Annotated in this window: 19 protein-coding genes; 6 read left to right on the forward strand and 13 right to left on the reverse strand. The window is 58.8% G+C overall.

What is annotated here, in order from left to right; genetic code table 11:
- Positions 1 to 8 precede the first annotated feature (8 nt).
- Together C6A40_RS18250 and C6A40_RS18255 are read left to right on the forward strand one after the other, a co-directional pair.
- Positions 9 to 1,388 carry a carbohydrate porin gene (locus C6A40_RS18250; RefSeq protein WP_114191326.1) on the forward strand — a complete coding sequence of 460 codons (1,380 nt, stop codon included), beginning with the start codon at positions 9 to 11 and terminating at the stop codon, positions 1,386 to 1,388.
- Between the two features lie 134 nt (positions 1,389 to 1,522).
- A complete protein-coding gene (locus tag C6A40_RS18255) occupies positions 1,523 to 2,428 on the forward strand; it encodes an EamA family transporter (protein ID WP_021242698.1) in 906 nt (301 codons plus the stop codon).
- 48 nt (positions 2,429 to 2,476) lie between these two features.
- On the opposite strand, the gene nepI is transcribed toward C6A40_RS18255, so the two are convergent.
- The 12 genes from nepI to C6A40_RS18315 all read right to left on the reverse strand — a co-directional run bounded on the left by nepI (position 2,477) and on the right by C6A40_RS18315 (position 13,092).
- Positions 2,477 to 3,667, reverse strand: a complete 1,191-nt coding sequence (gene nepI, locus C6A40_RS18260; protein ID WP_025910692.1) for a purine ribonucleoside efflux pump NepI — start codon at positions 3,665 to 3,667, stop codon at positions 2,477 to 2,479.
- Between the two features lie 101 nt (positions 3,668 to 3,768).
- Positions 3,769 to 4,221 (reverse strand): DUF1198 domain-containing protein, encoded by a 453-nt coding sequence (locus C6A40_RS18265; RefSeq protein WP_008500140.1) that lies wholly within the window; start codon positions 4,219 to 4,221, stop codon positions 3,769 to 3,771.
- 175 nt (positions 4,222 to 4,396) lie between these two features.
- Entirely contained in the window at positions 4,397 to 5,788 is a 1,392-nt protein-coding gene (gene uhpT / locus C6A40_RS18270) for a hexose-6-phosphate:phosphate antiporter (RefSeq protein ID WP_045336468.1), read from the reverse strand.
- A gap of 132 nt (positions 5,789 to 5,920) precedes the next feature.
- On the reverse strand, positions 5,921 to 7,240 hold the full coding sequence (uhpC, locus tag C6A40_RS18275) for an MFS transporter (protein WP_045336466.1): 1,320 nt from the start codon (positions 7,238 to 7,240) through the stop codon (positions 5,921 to 5,923).
- Positions 7,233 to 8,738, reverse strand: coding sequence for a signal transduction histidine-protein kinase/phosphatase UhpB (gene uhpB, locus C6A40_RS18280; protein ID WP_045336465.1), 1,506 nt, complete (start codon positions 8,736 to 8,738; stop codon positions 7,233 to 7,235). Before uhpB ends, uhpC begins: the two co-directional genes overlap by 8 nt.
- On the reverse strand, positions 8,735 to 9,328 hold the full coding sequence (uhpA, locus tag C6A40_RS18285; protein WP_021242693.1) for a transcriptional regulator UhpA: 594 nt from the start codon (positions 9,326 to 9,328) through the stop codon (positions 8,735 to 8,737). Before uhpA ends, uhpB begins: the two co-directional genes overlap by 4 nt.
- 82 nt (positions 9,329 to 9,410) lie before the next feature.
- Positions 9,411 to 9,698, reverse strand: a complete 288-nt coding sequence (gene ilvN, locus C6A40_RS18290; RefSeq protein ID WP_008500144.1) for an acetolactate synthase small subunit — start codon at positions 9,696 to 9,698, stop codon at positions 9,411 to 9,413.
- A gap of 3 nt (positions 9,699 to 9,701) precedes the next feature.
- Positions 9,702 to 11,390, reverse strand: coding sequence for an acetolactate synthase large subunit (ilvB, locus tag C6A40_RS18295; protein WP_045336464.1), 1,689 nt, complete (start codon positions 11,388 to 11,390; stop codon positions 9,702 to 9,704).
- Between the two features lie 106 nt (positions 11,391 to 11,496).
- Complete coding sequence (ivbL, locus tag C6A40_RS18300) at positions 11,497 to 11,595, reverse strand: ilvB operon leader peptide IvbL (RefSeq protein ID WP_071789119.1); 99 nt, start codon at positions 11,593 to 11,595, stop codon at positions 11,497 to 11,499.
- Positions 11,596 to 11,702: 107 nt separating this feature from the next.
- Positions 11,703 to 12,182 (reverse strand): Hcp family type VI secretion system effector, encoded by a 480-nt coding sequence (locus C6A40_RS18305; RefSeq protein ID WP_023326385.1) that lies wholly within the window; start codon positions 12,180 to 12,182, stop codon positions 11,703 to 11,705.
- A gap of 21 nt (positions 12,183 to 12,203) precedes the next feature.
- Complete coding sequence (locus C6A40_RS18310) at positions 12,204 to 12,386, reverse strand: hypothetical protein (RefSeq protein ID WP_045336462.1); 183 nt, start codon at positions 12,384 to 12,386, stop codon at positions 12,204 to 12,206.
- Position 12,387: 1 nt separating this feature from the next.
- A complete protein-coding gene (locus C6A40_RS18315; RefSeq protein WP_045336460.1) occupies positions 12,388 to 13,092 on the reverse strand; it encodes a hypothetical protein in 705 nt (234 codons plus the stop codon).
- 648 nt (positions 13,093 to 13,740) lie between these two features.
- Here C6A40_RS18315 and tisB point away from each other — a divergent pair.
- The 4 genes from tisB to emrD all read left to right on the forward strand — a co-directional run bounded on the left by tisB (position 13,741) and on the right by emrD (position 16,597).
- Positions 13,741 to 13,830, forward strand: a complete 90-nt coding sequence (gene tisB / locus C6A40_RS18320; protein WP_008500146.1) for a type I toxin-antitoxin system toxin TisB — start codon at positions 13,741 to 13,743, stop codon at positions 13,828 to 13,830.
- A 64-nt stretch (positions 13,831 to 13,894) separates the two neighbouring features.
- Entirely contained in the window at positions 13,895 to 14,341 is a 447-nt protein-coding gene (locus tag C6A40_RS18325; protein WP_032654331.1) for a GNAT family N-acetyltransferase, read from the forward strand.
- 62 nt (positions 14,342 to 14,403) lie between these two features.
- Positions 14,404 to 15,237, forward strand: a complete 834-nt coding sequence (locus tag C6A40_RS18330; RefSeq protein WP_025910714.1) for an EamA family transporter — start codon at positions 14,404 to 14,406, stop codon at positions 15,235 to 15,237.
- A 175-nt stretch (positions 15,238 to 15,412) separates the two neighbouring features.
- Positions 15,413 to 16,597, forward strand: a complete 1,185-nt coding sequence (emrD, locus tag C6A40_RS18335) for a multidrug efflux MFS transporter EmrD (RefSeq protein WP_023293703.1) — start codon at positions 15,413 to 15,415, stop codon at positions 16,595 to 16,597.
- On the opposite strand, the gene C6A40_RS18340 is transcribed toward emrD, so the two are convergent.
- Complete coding sequence (locus C6A40_RS18340; protein ID WP_045336457.1) at positions 16,500 to 17,588, reverse strand: cellulase family glycosylhydrolase; 1,089 nt, start codon at positions 17,586 to 17,588, stop codon at positions 16,500 to 16,502. The genes emrD and C6A40_RS18340 overlap by 98 nt on opposite strands.
- Between the last annotated feature and the right edge of the window lie 61 nt (positions 17,589 to 17,649).

Here is a 17,649-nt window from a genome sequence, read left to right on the forward strand (position 1 = left end):
AGATAACCATGAATACGATTAAAAAACTTCCATTAACCATGGCGGTTATCGCCGCGCTTTGCCCAATTTCCGTGCTCGCACAGGAATTCACGCAGGAGCAAATCGACGCCATTGTGGCGAAAGCGGTGGATAAAGCCCTGGCCGAACGTCAGGCCAAAATGGATGCCGCCGTCGCGAAAAAAGCGGACGTGGTGACCGAGCCGCAAAGCGCGGCGCAATCCCCGGACATGGCGATTCCGTTCGGCATTAAATTTACCGGCTACGCCCGCTACGGCGCGCACTTCCAGGCCGCCGATCAGAAATATGTGGCGGTGGATGGCTCCTACAACGGCGCGTCCGCGATCGGTCGTCTGGGTAACGAAGGCAACGGCGGCGAGTTCCAGCTCTCTAAAGCCTTCAAGGGAGAAAACGGCGCCATCTGGGACATCAACGTGATGATCGACCACTGGGGCGACGAAGTTAACCTGAAAAAAGCCTACGCGGGGGTGACCAATATTATGGCCTCCAACCCGAACGCCTACTTCTGGGCCGGTCGCGACTTCCACCAGCGTCCGCAGCAGGGCATCAACGATTACTTCTGGATGAACCACGACGGCCAGGGCGCCGGGGTGAAGAACTTCGATATCGGCGGCGTGCAGTTTGACGTCGCTGCCGTGGCGGCAGTGGAATCCTGTAGCCCGGAAGTGATGGAAGACGAAGCGAACCCGTCACGCATCACCTGTACCGGCGGGTCCGGCACGGGCGACAAAGGTAACTACGCGGCCACCTCTAAAATCCACGGCATGAAGCTCGGTCCGCTGGATCTGGAGCTGTACGCCAACTACGGCTTTGATTCAAAAGCGGTGGAGAGCGACGAGCGTCTGAACGCCTGGCAGGGCGGCGTGGTGCTGAGCCACACCAACGACAGCGGCGTGAACAAGGTGATCGCCCGCTACTCCGATAACTCGGACAACAGCGTGTTCAATAAAACCGAAGACCTGACCACGGTCTACGCCAGCTTCGAAGGGCTGTACAAATTCACCCAGGCCACGCAGGTGGAGTACATCCTCGCCTTCCACGACTACGACAACAGCCGTGATAAGACCGACAACCGTAAGAACTACAGCGCCATCGTGCGTCCGATGCACTGGTGGAACGACGTTCACTCCACCTGGCTGGAAGCGGGCTGGCAGCACGTGGATTACGACAACGGCGGCGACAACAAAGGCTGGAAGCTGACCCTGTCGCAGAACATGTCTATCGCCATGGGGCCGGAGTTCCGTCCGATGCTGCGCTTCTACGTGACCGGCGGCAAGGTGGATAACGCACGCACCGCGCGCGTGAACAACACCAAAGACGAGACGCTCGACGACTTCAACGTCGGCGCGATGTGGGAGGCGTGGTTCTAATAAAGCGTCGTTTGTTTCGCCCGGCGGCGCTGCGCTTGCACGGGCCTACAAGGTTTTGTAGGCCGGGTAAGCGTAGCGCCACCCGGCAAGATCCCATGTTATGCTACAAAAAAACCAACATAACAGGGGAGAAAATGGGTTCCACACGTAAAGGGATGCTGAACGTCCTGATCGCCGCCGTTTTATGGGGCAGTTCCGGCGTTTGCGCGCAGTACATCATGGAGAAAAGCCACATTTCTTCGCCTTACCTGACCATGGTTCGCCTGCTGTTTACCGGCGTGATCCTGCTGACGCTCTCCTTCGTTCACGGCGACAAGATTTTCTCGGTCATCAAACATCGCAAAGACGCCCTCAGCCTGCTGTTTTTCTCGCTGGTCGGCGCGCTCACCGTGCAGCTCACCTTCCTGCTGACGATTGAAAAATCCAATGCGGCAACGGCCACCGTGCTCCAGTTTCTGTCGCCAACGATTATCGTGGCGTGGTTCGCGCTGGCGCGGAAAAAGCGCCCCGGCGTGTTTGTTTTGTCCGCGATTGTGACCTCGCTTGTCGGGACGTTCCTGCTGGTCACCCACGGCGACCCAACCTCGCTCTCCATCTCGCCTGCCGCCCTGTTCTTCGGCATCGCCTCGGCGTTTGCCGCCGCGTTTTACACCACCTATCCGTCAACGCTGATTGCCCGCTACGGCACATTGCCGATTGTCGGCTGGAGTATGTTGATTGCCGGATTATTGCTGACGCCGTTCTACGCCGGACGCGGCACCACCTTCGTGATCGACGGCGGCCTGCTGCTGGCGTTTTTCTACCTGGTGGTGATTGGCACCGCGCTGACGTTCAGCCTGTATCTGAAAGGCGCACAGATGATCGGCGGGCCGAAGGCGAGCATCCTGAGCTGCGCCGAGCCGCTGAGCAGCGCGCTGCTGTCGGTGGTGTTGCTGGGCGTGGCGTTCACCCTGCCGGACTGGCTGGGGACGCTGCTGATCGTGTCGTCGGTGGTGCTGATTTCGATGGATTCGCGTAGAAGGGTTAAGGCATCGGCGTAGCCTGATGCCCTCACCCCAACCCTCTCCCACGGGAGAGGGAGAAAAACACTACTTCGCTTTAACCTTCCCTGCCACCAGCAGCGCCGTCAGCAGCATCAGCGTACCGGAAATCACCAGCGGTGACGTCAGCCCCAGATGGTCGAGCGCCACGCCGCCAATGGCCGCGCCGCAGGTGTTCGCCAGCTGGATCACCGCCACCTGAATCGACCCGGCTTTTTCCGCCTGATCGGCAAGCGAGCGGGTGATCCACGTCGACCAGCCCACCGGCACCAGCGCAAAGGCAAAGCCCCAGATAATCGCAATGGCAGACGCGACCCACTTATCGCTGCCCCACAGCACCAGCACCGTGGCGCTCGCCGCCAGCACCAGCGGCGCACCCGCCAGCGCCACCTTCAGGGAGCGTTTCAGGAACTGGGACGACAGCGAGGTACCGACAAAGCTGGCGATACCGAAGCTCAGCAGCACCAGCGTCAGGCCGTCCACGTCAAAGCCCGCCATGGTCATAAACACCGGGCGGATATAGGTAAAGAAGGCAAACTGCCCGGCAAAGGCCATGAAGATGGCGGTCATCCCCGCCAGCACGCCGGGGCGCTTGAGCAGCGCGAACATGTTCTGCTTATGGTGCGCCGCTTCGCCCGGCAGGGACGGCAGCGCTTTCCACACCCAAATGATACAGAGCAGGCCCATCACCGCCGCGGCGTTGAAGACGTTACGCCAGCCGATAATCCCGCCGAGGAAGCTGCCAAGCGGCGCGGCAATCACCAGCGCGATAGAGACCGCACCGAAGATAACGGAAAGCGCTTTTGGCACCGTCCGCGCGGGCACCAGGCGCATGGTGAGCGAGGCCGACATCGCCCAGAAGCCGCCGAGCCCCAGCCCCAGGCAGGCGCGCCCCAGCAGCAGCAGGGTGAAGCTTTCCGCGAAGGAGACCAGCAGGCAGGAGAGCGTCAGCAGCACGCTGAACAGAATGACCACCTTGCGGCGGTCGATGGTGCCAATCACCTGGGTGATAAACAGGCTGGCAAACATCGCCACAAAGGCGGTGACGGTAACGGACTGCCCCGCCACGCCTTCGGAAATGCCCAGATCCTGCGCCATCGGCGTCAGCAGGCTCACCGGCAGAAACTCAACGGTAATCAGGCAGGCGACGCAGAACGCCACGGAGAAAACCGCCGACCAGTTGGGGCGAGTAACCTCTTTGGTCTGCGGTCGGGTCGTGGGCTGGATATGTTCTGTCATGGCGTCACCTGAAGATAAAAACGTGCGGAAAAGTCGCGCAGTTTATCATCAAAAGTGTGACGAATTTAACGTTTAGACAACTTTTGTGGTTTTAGAGGGGATCAGTGCAGGTAAAACACGCCCTCTTCCGGCAGGAAGAGCTGGTTATAGCGTAGCTGGAAGGCGTTCAGCTCCTGCGGATCGGGCTCCATCTCGCGCATAAAGCCGAGCGCCAGACGAATTTGCGCATCGGTGATCGGCGCGGCCAGGCGGGCTTTACGCAGCAGGCGGTGCCACGTGTGCAGGTTCTCTTCACTGCCGTCGACAATGCAGACCTGCCAGATCAGCAGCACCTGCGCGGCGTTTTGCAGATGCGCCTCGTCCGGCCGTTCAAGGTAGCGGATAAACTCATTGCCCGGCGTTTTACCGAACTGATCGATCATCGACTCAACCGGCATCGGGGTGATGCCAAGACGCTCGCTTAAACGTTTGATGGCGCGGCGGGAATCTGAGGTCAGGACGCGAAATCCCACCACAAAGACCACGGCAAGCGTTGCCAGCATTATCCAGACCATGCGTTCTCCTTTGACTAGCCGCTCATCATAGCGGGAAACGCACGGCGTCAACAGCGGGCATAACCAGAATAGTGCTCTGAAAAGACGTTGCGGAATGGGGGATCAGGTATTAACGCCGTTGGCGCAAATAAAAAAGCCCGGCATCACACACCGGGCAAAGAAGTTACCTGCACACTCAGGCTGTTTTTAATTTCTGCGCGCGATTTTCACGGCGAATTTTACGTTCTTCCAGCACCGCGACCATCGCCATCAGGACGATACAGCCGATCGCTGCCGCATCCAGCGCTGCGAAGGTGCCCGCCCAGCCGGTGAGGCCGAAAATTGGCGTGCCGTCGGCGATCATCCCCAGACCCAGCTTGGCAAAGCTGTCGCCGATCAGATAGGCGAAGGTGCCTTTAATCCCATCGGCAGCGCCGATCGCTTTTTTCGGTACGAAGCCCACTGCCGCCACGCCGATCAGCAGCTGCGGACCAAACACCAGGAAGCCGAGCGCGAACAGGGATGCGAGGTAAACGTACTGGTTGCTGGCGTGCTGGTAGATGCCGAGGGTGGCGATAATCAACGCCAGCGCGATGCAGGCCACCAGTGCGCGACGGCCGTTGGCGAGGTCGGAGAGCCAGCCCCACAGCAGCGTGCCGACCAGCGCGCCCACTTCGAACAGGGTGAAGCCCTGAATTGCTACCTCTTTAGAAAGCTTCAGCTCCTGGAAGGCGTACACGGTGGACCACTGGTCAATGCCGATACGCACCACGTACAGGAAAATATTCGAGAAGCAGAGCAGCCAGATCACTTTGTTTTTCAGCACGTACTCAACAAAGATCTGCCATTTGGACATCTCGTTTTCTTCGGTCTCTTTGTCCTCTTCGCTGATCTCCTCGCCGAACAGCTCTTCCGCTTTGCCGAGGCCGTACGATTCCGGGGAGTCGCTGCCGAAACGCAGGCCGATAAAGCCGACGATCAGGGCGATAATCGACGGGAAAATAAACATCCCGATGACGTGGCCGTCGAACAGGTAGTTTGCGCCGAACAGCGCTACGCCAGCCGCGCCCGCCCCGCCAAGGTTGTGGGAGATGTTCCACATGCCGAGGTAGGAACCACGCTTGCGGCGCGGGGTCCATTTGGTAATGGTGGAGTAGCTGCACGACCCGCCGGTGCTCTGGAAGAAACCGCTCAGGGCGTAGAAGGCGATCATCAGGAACAGGCTAACGGAACCCGCGCCCATGCTGGCGCTGAAGCCGAGCATACAGATGGCGGAGAGGATCAGCATAAACGGCAGGAACTGCTTGGTGTTTTTGCCGTCTGCATAGTACGAGACAACGGTTTTCCCCACGCCGTACGTAATGGAGAAGCCCAGGCCAATCATCCCCAGCTGCGTCATGCTCAGCCCGTAGGTCGAGATCATGTCGTTCTGCGCGATGTTAAAGTTTTTGCGGATCAGGTACATGGTCAGGTAGCCGATGAAGACCACCAGATAGGACTGCATGAACGGTTTGAACCACATCTTGCGCCGCACGTCGAGCGGCAGATCCAGAGTCGGCTTGCGCACCTGGTTTAAGAAGGCCAGCATGGTTGGTTTACTCCTGAGCTGATTTTTGCAGCATTGTAAAAATCAGCCGGGAGAGATGCCTGAGACAGCGTCCAGGTAAAACCGGGAAAATTTCCTAGTTTTGCGCCACTCGGGGTGAAAAGGTGAGGCGCATCACATCACGCTGGCTTCACGCGGGGCCTGCGCATGTAAAAACGGCAGCAGCAGCAGGGCGGAAATTCCCGCCGCGATGGCGATCACCGCGAAGAAGCCACTCCAGTGCCAGATGTCGATGACCCGCGCCAGCGGCCAGCCGGAGAGCGATGCGCCAAGATAGGCAAACAGCCCGACAAAGCCCGTCGCCGCGCCTGCCGCCTCCTTGTGCGAGCACTCCGCCGCCGCCATGCCGATCAGCATCTGCGGGCCAAACACGAAGAAGCCGGTGGTGAAGAAGCACGCCGCCTGCATGACGTAGCTGGCGAACGGCATCAGCCACAGCGAGCCGACGGAGAGCAAGATCCCGGCGGCAAAGATCAGGTTCATCGGGCCGCGGTTGCCGTTGAACAGCTTATCCGAGCCCCAGCCCGCCACCAGCGCGCCGATAAACCCGCCCAGCTCGAACATCGTGACCGCCGAGTTGGCGGTCACGAGGTCCACGCCGAGCGTCTCGGACATGTACAGATTGCCCCAGTCGTTGATGGCCGCGCGCACCACGTAGACCAGCACGTAGCAGAGCGACAGCAGCCAGATGTACGGATTTTTCAGCACATATTTGGTGAGGATCTCCCTGCGGGTCAGCCCCGCGCCCTCCTGCTGCTGGGCAATCTCCATCTCGTCGTGCCGCCAGTCGCCCACCGCAGGCAGGCCCACGGTCTGCGGCCTGTCACGCAGGCGCCAGCAGAGGAACAGCCCGGCGACAATCGCCAGGCCACCGGCAATCATCATCCCCGCGCGCCAGCCGTAGTGCAGCGCCGCGGCCCCCACCACCATCGGGATCAGCGCCCCGCCGACGTTGTGCGCGGTGTTCCAGACGGCCCACCAGCCGCCGCGTTCGTTGCGTGAGTACCAGGCGGTGAGCAGACGCGCGCAGACCGGCGCGCCCCAGCCCTGGAAGAAGGCGTTCAGCGCCCACAGCAGGGCAAAGGCCCACAGCGAGGTGGAGAAGCCAAACAGAATATTCACCACGCCGGTGGCGATCAGCCCAACGCCCATGAAATAACGGGCATTTGAGCGATCGCTGACGATGCCGGAGAAGAACTTCGACAGGCCGTAGGTGATATAAAACAGCGTCGCCAGCAGGCCGATATCGGTGCGGGTCATCACCCCGCTGGCGAGGATTTCCGGCGCGGCGGCGTTGAAGCTTTTGCGGGTGAAGTAGAACAGCGCGTAGCCGAGCCAGATAGTGATCAGGATATGACGACGCCAGTAGCGGTAGCGGGCGTCGATTTCCGCTTTGTTGCTTAACGGGGCGGCGCTGGCTGGGGTTTTAAACATGATGCGTCCTTAACGGCAGGCTGACGCTGACGCGCGTCCCGTGGGTGCAGGAGAGGCTCAGCGTGCCGCCAAGCGCCTTCACCCGCTCGCGCATGCCCGCCAGGCCAAAGCCCTGCTGGCCGGAGCCCGGCGGCAGGCCGCAGCCGTCGTCTTCAATCACCAGCATCAGGCGCTCGTCCTGCTGCCAGCCCTGGATCGTGACCGCGCTGGCACTGGCGTGTTTGACGATATTGTTCAGCCCTTCCTGACAGACGCGGAACAGGGTTACGCGCTGGCCTTCGCTCAGCGCAGGTTCGCTAATGCGCCAGTCGAGATGGCTGACAATGCCGCGGCTTTCCAGCTCCATCTCGCGCATCAGGGAACGCACCGCCTGCTCAAGCGACAGGTCGTCAAGCTGGCGCGGCCGCAGCCGCCCTAACAGGCGACGAACGGAATCATAGACGCCCAGCGAAAGCTGTTCAATATGCGCCCCGCCCTGCTTCACGCCTGCGTTTTCTGCCGCCAGGCGCTGAACAATGCCCGCCTGGGTGCGGATGGCGGTAATGGTCTGCCCGATGTCATCGTGCAGCTCGCGGGCCACCTCCTGCCGCACGCTCTCTTCCGTCTCCAGCAGGCGTTCAGCCAGACGCCGGTTGCGCGCCAGCTCGGTTTGCAGGGACTGGTTCAGCTCGCGCAGGCGCTGAATGCCCGCCCCCAGCAGCAGCCCGGTCAGGCTCTGGGCCAGCAGCGAGAGCAGCAGATCCACCGGATGGTCGTGCCAGGTCTGGCTGGCGATCAGCGCGATGGCGTTCATCAGGGTGGCGATCAGCGCCCCCTGCCAGCCGTAGTGCCAGGCCAGGGCGATAATCGGCAGCGCCAGGCAAAACGGCGTGAAGCGTGAAAGCTCGGCGGGAAGACCGAGCTGAAGCCAGAGGCTCACCACGAACAGCAGCAGATACCAGATGAGATGCCGGGCGCGCCAGTTCACCGGTTGGGAAACCAGCCCCGGACCAAGCGGTTGCCAGACGGTGCTGGAGAGATAGTGCCAGAAAACCAGACAGGTCGGCGCCAGCGTCAGGCCGCCGGTGAGGGTGAGCAGCAGCGCGTTGAGCATCTCCTTGTCGCCAACCCACGGCAGGGACTGCAGCAGCGCGGCGGCAATCAGCGCCGCCCCCTGGCGCAGCAGCGTGCGCCAGTCGCGCTGGTGACGATAGCGGGAAATGAGCGCAACCGGGAGAAGCGTGAGCAGACTTCCGGTCATCAATAAGGGCAGATGCGCGAGGGCCACTTCCTGCGCCAGCCAGACCAGCAGCAGCCACTCTGCGCCCAGCAACACGGGCCAGTAGCCGCGCGGGCACTGGAGCATTAACCCCAGACGCAGGCCGAAGGGAAACAGCAGCACCGCCAGCTCAGGACGTTCCACCAGATGCAGGCTGATGCTCCACAGGCAGAACCACGCGGCGGAGAAGATGAAAAAGCTGGCAACGACGGCGATCAGCCGCGAAAAGACGGGACTCATTGCCAGCTGTCAAACATGCGGCGCGCCAGCTCGACGTCGTTGCTGACGTTGAGTTTTTCCATCAGGTTGGCGCGATGGACGTGCACGGTCTTCGGCGACAGATCCAGCTCGGCGGCAATCTCTTTTACCGACATCCCCTGCGCGAGCTTCTCAGCCACCTGACGCTCGCGCCGGGTGAGCGGATCCTGTCGTCCGGCCGCCAGCTTGATGGCGATTTCCGGCGTCAGGTAGCAGCCGCCGGTGGAGACGGTGCGCACGGCGGCGATCAGCTCGTCCGGGCTACAGCGTTTGGAGAGGAACCCCCGCGCGCCCGCGTTGAGCGCCTGCTCGACCAGCGCCGGGCTGTCGTGGACCGAGAGCATAATGGTCGCCATCCCTTTCGGCAGCTGGCTTAACAGCTCCAGCCCGGAGAGATCCGGCATCGAAATGTCGCAGATACAGACCTGCACCCCGCGCCCCGGCAGGCCCGCCAGCGCCTCGCGGCCGGAGCCAAACTCGGCCACGACCTGGAAATCCGGTTCGAGGTTGAGAAGCTGGGCAAAGCCAGAGCGGACGATAAGGTGGTCGTCGATAAGGGCGATGGTGGTCATGTGTGTTCCTGCGATCTGAAAAAGCCGGATGGCGCTGCGCTTATCCGGCCTACAAGAGCGAAAGACGCTTACCTTAAGCGATCTATTCGAAGAACACCGCAATTTTGTTAAACATGGTGGGATCGGACTGGTTGCGCGCCACGTTGGTGACGTCCTCCAGCTTGTCGATCTGCGCCATCATCTGCTCCAGACGCTGGTCATCGTTGACCAGTAGCCAGATGCGGCTGTGCTCGCTGCCCTGAATCGGCAGACAGAGAATGCCTTCCACGTTAAACGCCCGGCGGGCAAACAGCCCGCAGACGTGGGTCATGACGCCAGGGTGGTTGCGGACGGTGAGTTCCAGAATGACGTTATCATGTTGTTTCTGCATGGCTTATTCTCCCACCATCTCAGTATTTGCCGCACCCGGCGGCACCATCGGATACACTTTTTGTTCAGGGTCGATACGCACGTGGATCAGCGCCGGGCCCGGACGCGAGATCGCCGCCTGCAGCGCCGCGTGGGCATCCTCTTCCGCGTTCAGATCGCAGGTGTGCAGGCCAAAGCCGGCGGCAATCTGCATAAAGTTAATCATCCCCGGATAGGTCGCCGCAAACACGCCCTGCTTGTAGAACAGGCTCTGCTGCTGGTGCACCAGCCCCAGCGCCTCGTTGTTCATCAGGATGATTTTCACGTCTAACTGGTTTTCGGCCGCGGTCGCCATCTCCTGAATGTTCATCATCAGGCTGCCGTCGCCGGAGAAGCAGATGACCTTGCGGTCCGGATTCGCCAGCGCTGCACCTACTGCTGCAGGCAGACCAAAGCCCATGGTGCCGAGGCCGCCTGAGGTCAGCCACTGGCGCGGACGGTTCAGCGGGTAGGCCTGGGCGGTCCACATCTGGTGCTGGCCCACGTCGGTGGTGATAATCGCGCTGTCGTCGACGCAGGCGGCCACGGCGTTGATCAGGCCATAGTGGCTCAGCGGATCGCCTTCAGTTGGGATCGCGCCCGGGAACTCGCGCTGCAGGTCGGCCACCAGCTGGCGCCAGTCGGCGCGATCGGTCGCCTCGGTTTGCGGGATCAGCTGCGCCAGCACTTCGGCTACGTCCCCCTGAATCGCCACGTGCGGTTGCTTGATTTTACCCAGCTCGGCGCGGTCAATATCCACGTGAATGATTTTCGCGTTCGGGCAGAACTCCTCGGTTTTGCCAATCGCCCGGTCATCAAAACGCGCGCCCATCACAATCAGCAAATCCGCCTCTTGCAGGATGTAGTTGGTGCTGCGCGCGCCGTGCATGCCCAGCATCCCCAGGGACAGCGGGTGCGCTTTTGGCAGCATACCCAGCGCCATCAGGGTCATGGTGGTCGGCAGGTTGGCTTTTTCCGCAAACTGGCAGATTTCATCCGCAGCGTTAATCGCCCCGCCGCCCAGATAGAGCACCGGGCGTTTGGCGGCGTTAATCATGGCGGCGGCGTCGCGCACGCTCTCAGCGCTGAACTCCGGCGCGGGGGCACGCTCGCCCGGCTCCGGCAACACGTCGATCTCGATCTCTGCGGTCTGGACATCCTTAGGAATGTCTATCCACACCGGGCCCGGGCGGCCGGACTGCGCAATGCGGAACGCATCGCTGATAACCTGAGGAAGCTCGGCGATGTCGCGAACTAAATAGTTATGTTTGGTGATGGGGATAGAGATGCCGTAGGTATCCACTTCCTGGAACGCATCGGTACCGATCATCGAGGACGGCACCTGGCCGGTAATGCAGATCAGCGGAATGGAGTCGAGGCGCGCGTCGGCGATGGCGGTGACCAGGTTGGTTGCGCCCGGGCCGCTGCAGGCCATGCAGACCGCCGGTTTACCCTGCGTGCGCGCCATGCCCTGAGCGATGAACCCCGCCCCCTGCTCGTGGCGCGCCAGCACGTGGCGGATCTGCGTGCTTTGGCTTAACGCATCGTACAGCGGCAGCACTGTGCCGCCGGGGATGCCCGCAACCGTGGTGATGCCCTGTCGCTCCAGCAGATGAACGATCAGCTGCGCGCCGGTAAAACGCGTCTTGGTGGATGTTGTGCCCGAACTTGCCATGCTCCAGTCCTTTTCTTCTGAGCCGACTTTCCGGGGAGGGTCCTAAACGAAAAACCCCGCCCGGTTTGCGCCGGCGGGGTTTTGGATTCGTGTGTTGATCCAGTCCCTACGGCGCATTGCCGACGACCACCACCACACGCACGACGACCACTGCGGCTGGTTGCGCAGTTTTTAGTAGGGTCGAAGTGAAGAGGGATGAAGTCATTGGGGACCTGTGTTTGGAATCATTGATGGAATTTATACAAACACAGGTTTTCGGGCGTGACAATGGAAATATTTTCATCTGCGCAAAAATGCGTCAGGGATCACGTTTCAGTACGTTGCCCGCTCATTCCAGGCGTCACTATAGATGACATTGCCGTCGCAATGCTTCCAGGTGATTTTCTCATAGCGTATGAGAACCGTTTCAAGGTGTGTTCCCGTGTTTGCGCCGGGATACAGGTCAGGTGTGATTGAGGTTATTTTCACATTCTCCAGGAGGATATTAAAATATTCCTGTTCTAAACCCGCCTCATTAATCTGATACATCTTAATGATGGCTGACTGGAGTGTTCTTCCCGTACTCAGCGCGCGAAAAAGAAGCGGGGTTACACGATCAAATTCTTTCTGGAACATGATGGGCATGTGTATGCGCGTGCCCGTCAATTTCCCGGTATTCCCGTCGACTGGGATGTTGACATTATGAGTGAACGATTTAAGTTCAATTGAACCTTCACGCCCTGTCACAAGGCAGGGGCCAATCATGGGGGAACCATTTTCATCTGTAAGAAATAAATAAGCCGGATTTGACATAAAGAATCCCTTTTTTAAAACTCAATCGTACTTATCAAAGCGACCGAAAATTATTGGATGAACAATGATAAAAACACCGATAGCAATAAATGTGAGTAATACCCAGTAGTCAGGCACCAACCACAGAAACAAAGAGGCGCATACAAAAACATAAACGGGAAATAAAATATCAGCAAAGAGAATTGATAGCAGACTCTTAAACATGCTACTTGTTCCTTAAGTCGTCATAAATCGCTTCAAAATCCCTGTAGAATCCCATTTGAACTTTCTTAATCAGTTCAGACAGGAATGGTTCAATAAAGTAATAGAGCATCTCCAGTTGTGCGGCATAGAGGGTGGCGTAATACTTTGGGTCCAACGTTTTCAGGCGACGAGCAGCAAGCGCGCACTTCTGGTCCGTGCCAATGAGTTGAAATGCCATGACAACGTTCGGTACACGACGTGCAAGCCGTTCGACGACGATTTCTGAGAGCAGGCCAGATTTGGAGAGATATATTGCCAACCCCCATGCTATTGCTAAACGCGCTGCTTTGCTTGTCGGGATATTTTTAACAAGTCCGGTTACCTGTGAACCCGTCTTGCGGGCGCGATTTTGTTCATTTCCATTTTCAGAGTCATTTAGAACACTTTTAAAATAAAGATAGAGCATCTGTGCTATTACATCGCGATAACGGTAAAGAGACACAATTGAGAGGTACATCCTCTTTTCTTCTGAGAGAAGTTCATCACATACATCGTGATAGCTGGGGATTAAGCATGATGAGTACCAGCTTACACGCTCCATTCCTGAATAGATATCAGAGCCGATTCCCTTTAATGCTTTCCATGTTCCGGCAACGCCTTGCTGTCCATAAAGAGCCAACTGTCTGTCGCTCTGGAACTTCATCTTTAAATAATCAGCGGCCTGCATAATTTATCCATATCGTTTTTGTGGTTATAGCAATGTACATTGCAAGGCTGCGCAATTCAAACCAATAGAGTAATTTAAATATATATTCATGTAATAAATAAATGCTTTCACCGTTATTTATTACGGCAATAAATAATTCAATTTAAATTTTATGATGGGTATCAATACAACTCATTTATATTATTTTCGTATTTGGTGATGTTATCGTGCAAAATTTATCAGGTTCTTCTCCTTAAAAAGGGATAGCCCAGAAAACAAAAAACCCCGCCGGAGCGAGGTTTTAATCAGGGTTTTGCGGTTGGTCGCCGCAGAACACACTGTGTTACGTCAACGCAAAAAGTATACGCGATCGAAGACGAACGCGCAATTCCGGCACGGATTTTGACGTTTTTGAGTATGGATCGCCTTCCAGATTTTGTCCACAAAATACTGTTCATACGTACAGTATTTATCTATACTGAGGGTGTTCGCAGTGAGCGAGGGGGCCGCAGTTCTACCGGCGCAACGAAGTCCTGGCTGAAACGGGTGGTGCCGTCAGTGCCTTAACCCCTGAAGTGAGCACACTGTGTTACGTCAATCCAGGTGCTGGCAACAGGCGGCGGAAAGGTACGCCAGCATCGTGCTCCTTTTAACCAAAAGGAGACGCGTATGAGCGTAGTGGATATGGTGATACTTATCCTCAAACTCATTGTTGCTGTACTGCAACTGCTTGATGCTGTCCTGAAATTCGTTCGGTAATTCAGGTTCAAGTCGCACCTGAGAGGGGCGGGCAACCGCCCCTCTTTAATAACGAGGGAATGCTATGTCGCGTCTGTTAATTGAGCCTGTCACGCCAGAAGAGCCGGGGTACATCGCCCTGAAGGCTGAAAGTATCGCATCGAATTTCAACATGCTGCGCAGGCTGGAAGAGAGCTGGCAGCGGGGTGAGAACCGCTTTAACGCGCCGGGTGAAAAGCTGCTGGGGGCGTTTCTCAACGGCAAGCTGGTTGGCGTGTGCGGTCTGAATCGCGATCCGTTCAGCCAGCAGCCGCGCGCCGGGCGTATTCGCCATCTCTACGTCAGCGAGAAGTGCCGCGGGCTGGGGATTGGCAAGCAGCTTTTAACCGTCGTGATGGCCGATGCCAGCATCTGGTTCGATTTCCTCAATACCCATGCGCCGGACGCTGCCTACGGGTTTTATCGCCAGGCAGGGTTTACGCTGGTCTCGGACGAACCGCGGGTGACGCACCGCCTTTTTTGTGCGGTGTAACCGGCTGGCAGCTTCAGGACGTGAATGTTACAGTTGAGTGACAATTCATCACCCGATACGCCATGACCCTCACCGTATTCTGCATTTTACTCTTCGCCGCGCTGCTGCATGCCAGCTGGAACGCCATCGTCAAAGCCGGAACGGACAAGCTTTATTCTGCAATCAGCGTCAGCGGCTCCGCCACGCTGATTGCCCTGGTGCTGCTCCCCTTCTCTCCACAGCCCTCTGCCGCAAGCTGGCCGTTTTTGATCGTCTCCTGCGCCTTACAGGTGGTCTACACCGTGCTGGTCGCGAAGACCTATCAGGTCTCCGATATGAGCCAGACCTACCCGCTGATGCGCGGCACCGCCCCGCTGCTGGTGGCGCTGATCAGCGTGCTGGTGCTCGGCGATCGTCTCTCCTGGCTCGCCTGGTCCGGCATCGGGGTAATTTGCCTGTCGATTCTGGCGATGGCAATGAACGGGCGCATGCAGTCACGCAAGGGGATCTGGCTGGCGCTGCTGAACGCCTGCTTTATTGCGGGATATACGCTGGTGGACGGCACCGGCGTGCGGCTGTCGGAGACCGCGCTGGGCTATACGCTGTGGACCTTCTTTATGAACGGCTTCTGCCTGCTCGGCTGGGCGATGGTCGCGCGTCGGCGCGAGGCGTCCGGCTACCTGCGTCTGCACTGGAAAAAGGGGCTGCTTGGCGGGGTGGGGACCATGGGCTCTTACGGTCTGGCGCTGTGGGCGATGACGCAGGCGCCGCTGGCGGTGGTTGCGGCGCTGCGTGAAACCTCCATACTCTTTGGCGCGCTGATCGCATTTCTGCTTTTAAAAGAGAAGGTTGCGGGCCTGCGCATCGCGGCGGCGCTGGGTATCGCCGGCGGCGCCATTCTGCTGCGCCTGGCGTAAAGCACTGGCAACATTAGTTGCCGTTATTGTTTACAAATCCTGCCTTTACCGGTTTTTTCATTCACCGCGACAATGCTTAAATTGTCATCTCTCTGTGGTAGATTCCTCGCGCATTTATGGGAATGCGCAGTCACTTATTCTTCATTTTTCTCTTTTGGCAAAAGTATTCAGCGACATGAAAAAGCAACGGAACGTTAACTTATTGTTGATGCTGGTGTTACTGGTGGCCGTCGGTCAGATGGCGCAAACCATCTACATTCCGGCGATTGCCGACATGGCAAAGGAATTGAACGTCCGCGAGGGCGCGGTACAGAGCGTAATGGCGGCCTACCTGCTGACCTATGGCGTTTCGCAGCTCTTCTACGGCCCGCTCTCCGACCGCGTCGGGCGTCGCCCGGTGATCCTGGTGGGCATGAGCATTTTCATGGTGGCGACGGTAATTGCCATTACCACCCACAGCCTGACCGTACTGATTGCCGCCAGCGCCCTGCAGGGCGTGGGGACCGGCGTTGGCGGGGTGATGGCGCGAACCTTACCGCGCGATATGTATCAGGGCACCCAGCTCCGTCATGCCAATAGTCTGTTGAATATGGGGATTCTGGTCAGCCCGCTGCTGGCCCCGCTGATCGGCGGCCTGCTGGACACGATGTGGTCCTGGCGCGCCTGCTACGCCTTCCTGCTGGTGCTGTGCATCATTGTCACCTTCAGCATGGCGCGCTGGATGCCGGAAACGCGTCCGCAGGACGCGCCGCGCACGAAGCTGATCGCCAGCTATAAAACGCTGTTCGGCAACGGCGCGTTCACCTGCTACCTGCTGATGCTCATCGGCGGCCTGGCGGGCATCGCGGTGTTCGAAGCCTGCTCCGGCGTGCTGCTGGGCGCGGGGCTGGGCCTGAGCAGCATGGTGGTGAGCATTCTGTTTATTCTGCCGATCCCGGCGGCGTTCTTCGGCGCGTGGTTTGCCGGACGACCAAACAAGCGCTTCTCCACCCTGATGTGGCAGTCGGTGATCAGCTGTCTGCTGGCGGGTCTGATGATGTGGATCCCGGGGCTGTTTGGCGTGATGACCGTCTGGACGCTGCTCATCCCGGCGGCGCTGTTCTTCTTCGGCGCGGGGATGCTGTTCCCGCTCGCCACCAGCGGCGCGATGGAGCCGTTCCCGTTCCTCGCAGGTACGGCGGGCGCGCTGGTGGGCGGTTTGCAGAACATCGGTTCCGGCGCGCTGGCCTGGCTCTCGGCGATGATGCCGCAGACCGGGCAGGCTAGTTTGGGCCTGCTGATGACGCTGATGGGGCTGCTGATTTTACTGTGCTGGCTGCCGCTGGCGTCGCGTGTCCCGCATCACGAGCAGCCGGTTTAACCGCATGATGGCCCGGCTTCTCGCCGGGCTTTTCACAGACGGGCGCAATCATCGCCTGCAGTAACGGCTCTGGCGCTGGCCGCCAGGCCCCCTCTTCCCCGTCGTAAAACTGGAAGTCCGCGTTAAGCGCATACGGAATTTTCGCCTTTTGCAGCTCGCAGGCCATATAGGTGGCAAAGGCCATTTGCGAGGCGGTTGGCGTTAAGCGACTTGACTCCCCCACGCCCCAGCCCCCGACCCAGCTAACGTGCCCGGTTTTTTGCTGCCAGTGCAGCGCGGCATTGATGCGGTTACGGATAGCCGCTTTCTCCGCCGCCGTGCCGGACGTCCACGGGTATTTACCGCCATTTTTCAGCGGCCCCCACGGGAAAATATGCCACTCCGCCAGCAGATAGGTTTGGCTGTGCGCGGGCAGCTTCAGGCTGGGTAACTCCTCCGGCGCGGCACGCAGGCGTGGCGCAATGAAGATCATGCGCTGCGGGTCGATGTCGTGGATCGCTTTAACGGTTTTTTCATACACGCGGTTTAGCGACGCCAGATTGTGGTTGAGCTTGTCGGCCGGCTCATAAATGAGATCAAAACCCAGCAACGGGTAGCTTTGACCGAAATAGTGCGCCACGGCAATCCACCAGTTGACCGTCTCTTTCTCGTTATCGGCTTTCGGGTCGTTTTTATATTCATCAGCCTGATACGCGACTATCGGGATCACGCCATACTGCTCACAGGCTTCTACCAGCTTGCGCAGGTGGATCAGCCGAGCTTCCGTCGGCTCGTCGGCCACGCGGATGCGCACGTGGGTAATGCCTTTAGCCCGAAAATCGCGGACCACCAGCGGGTCGAATTCGCGTATGCCGCGCTCGGTGCGCGCCCAGTCCACATCCATACCGACGCCAAGCTGCTGCGCATAACGGGCAGCCGTCAGCGGCGGCTCAGCGGCAATGGCCCAGCCGGAAGAGATCAGTAACGCGGTCGCTATAAGAGGCTTTAACACGGTTTACCCTGGATAAATCGAAAGCATTACCTGTATTTAGCACGCTTTTTCACATTTGGTG

Origin of the sequence: Enterobacter sp. GER_MD16_1505_Eko_090 (assembly GCF_003331015.1) — a bacterium.
Taxonomy (GTDB): domain Bacteria; phylum Pseudomonadota; class Gammaproteobacteria; order Enterobacterales; family Enterobacteriaceae; genus Enterobacter; species Enterobacter roggenkampii.

What these genes read in the sequence shown, in the direction of transcription:
- C6A40_RS18250 (WP_114191326.1), top strand. Translation starts at nt 9, where the DNA reads ATGAATACGATTAAAAAACTTCCATTAACCATGGCGGTTATCGCCGCG.
- C6A40_RS18265 (WP_008500140.1), bottom strand. Translation starts at nt 4,221, where the DNA reads ATGGTCTGGATAATGCTGGCAACGCTTGCCGTGGTCTTTGTGGTGGGA.
- uhpT (WP_045336468.1), bottom strand. Translation starts at nt 5,788, where the DNA reads ATGCTGGCCTTCTTAAACCAGGTGCGCAAGCCGACTCTGGATCTGCCG.
- emrD (WP_023293703.1), top strand. Translation starts at nt 15,413, where the DNA reads ATGAAAAAGCAACGGAACGTTAACTTATTGTTGATGCTGGTGTTACTG.
- C6A40_RS18315 (WP_045336460.1), bottom strand. Translation starts at nt 13,092, where the DNA reads ATGCAGGCCGCTGATTATTTAAAGATGAAGTTCCAGAGCGACAGACAG.
- uhpA (WP_021242693.1), bottom strand. Translation starts at nt 9,328, where the DNA reads ATGACCACCATCGCCCTTATCGACGACCACCTTATCGTCCGCTCTGGC.
- ivbL (WP_071789119.1), bottom strand. Translation starts at nt 11,595, where the DNA reads ATGACTTCATCCCTCTTCACTTCGACCCTACTAAAAACTGCGCAACCA.
- C6A40_RS18305 (WP_023326385.1), bottom strand. Translation starts at nt 12,182, where the DNA reads ATGTCAAATCCGGCTTATTTATTTCTTACAGATGAAAATGGTTCCCCC.
- C6A40_RS18255 (WP_021242698.1), top strand. Translation starts at nt 1,523, where the DNA reads ATGGGTTCCACACGTAAAGGGATGCTGAACGTCCTGATCGCCGCCGTT.
- nepI (WP_025910692.1), bottom strand. Translation starts at nt 3,667, where the DNA reads ATGACAGAACATATCCAGCCCACGACCCGACCGCAGACCAAAGAGGTT.
- C6A40_RS18310 (WP_045336462.1), bottom strand. Translation starts at nt 12,386, where the DNA reads ATGTTTAAGAGTCTGCTATCAATTCTCTTTGCTGATATTTTATTTCCC.
- uhpC (WP_045336466.1), bottom strand. Translation starts at nt 7,240, where the DNA reads ATGTTTAAAACCCCAGCCAGCGCCGCCCCGTTAAGCAACAAAGCGGAA.
- ilvB (WP_045336464.1), bottom strand. Translation starts at nt 11,390, where the DNA reads ATGGCAAGTTCGGGCACAACATCCACCAAGACGCGTTTTACCGGCGCG.
- tisB (WP_008500146.1), top strand. Translation starts at nt 13,741, where the DNA reads ATGAGCGTAGTGGATATGGTGATACTTATCCTCAAACTCATTGTTGCT.
- C6A40_RS18325 (WP_032654331.1), top strand. Translation starts at nt 13,895, where the DNA reads ATGTCGCGTCTGTTAATTGAGCCTGTCACGCCAGAAGAGCCGGGGTAC.
- C6A40_RS18330 (WP_025910714.1), top strand. Translation starts at nt 14,404, where the DNA reads ATGACCCTCACCGTATTCTGCATTTTACTCTTCGCCGCGCTGCTGCAT.
- ilvN (WP_008500144.1), bottom strand. Translation starts at nt 9,698, where the DNA reads ATGCAGAAACAACATGATAACGTCATTCTGGAACTCACCGTCCGCAAC.
- uhpB (WP_045336465.1), bottom strand. Translation starts at nt 8,738, where the DNA reads ATGAGTCCCGTCTTTTCGCGGCTGATCGCCGTCGTTGCCAGCTTTTTC.